1 pseudogene is annotated in these 243 nt (G+C 63.4%); it reads left to right on the plus strand.

Features of this window, described 5'->3' with window-relative positions:
* Positions 1–243, plus strand: a pseudogene (locus DIE16_RS36415) (hemagglutinin); the annotation flags it as partial.

The raw sequence follows: 243 nt of genomic DNA on the forward strand, positions 1-243 counted from the left end.
GTCGGCGTCGACGGGTATCAGCACGGCGCAAAGCGGCGTTACATCGCTGTCGACCGGCCTGAGCACGACCAACAGCAATCTGGACTCGCTGTCGACGTCGGCTTCGACGGGCATCAGCACGGCGCAAAGCGGCGTTACATCGCTGTCGACCGGCCTGAGCACGACCAACAGCAACCTGGATTCGCTGTCGACGTCCACATCGTCGGGTCTGTCGACGGCCAACAGCTCGATCACGTCGCTGTC

The sequence above is a fragment of the Burkholderia sp. Bp9090 genome, assembly GCF_003857985.1.
In the GTDB taxonomy this organism is placed as follows: Bacteria; Pseudomonadota; Gammaproteobacteria; order Burkholderiales; family Burkholderiaceae; genus Burkholderia.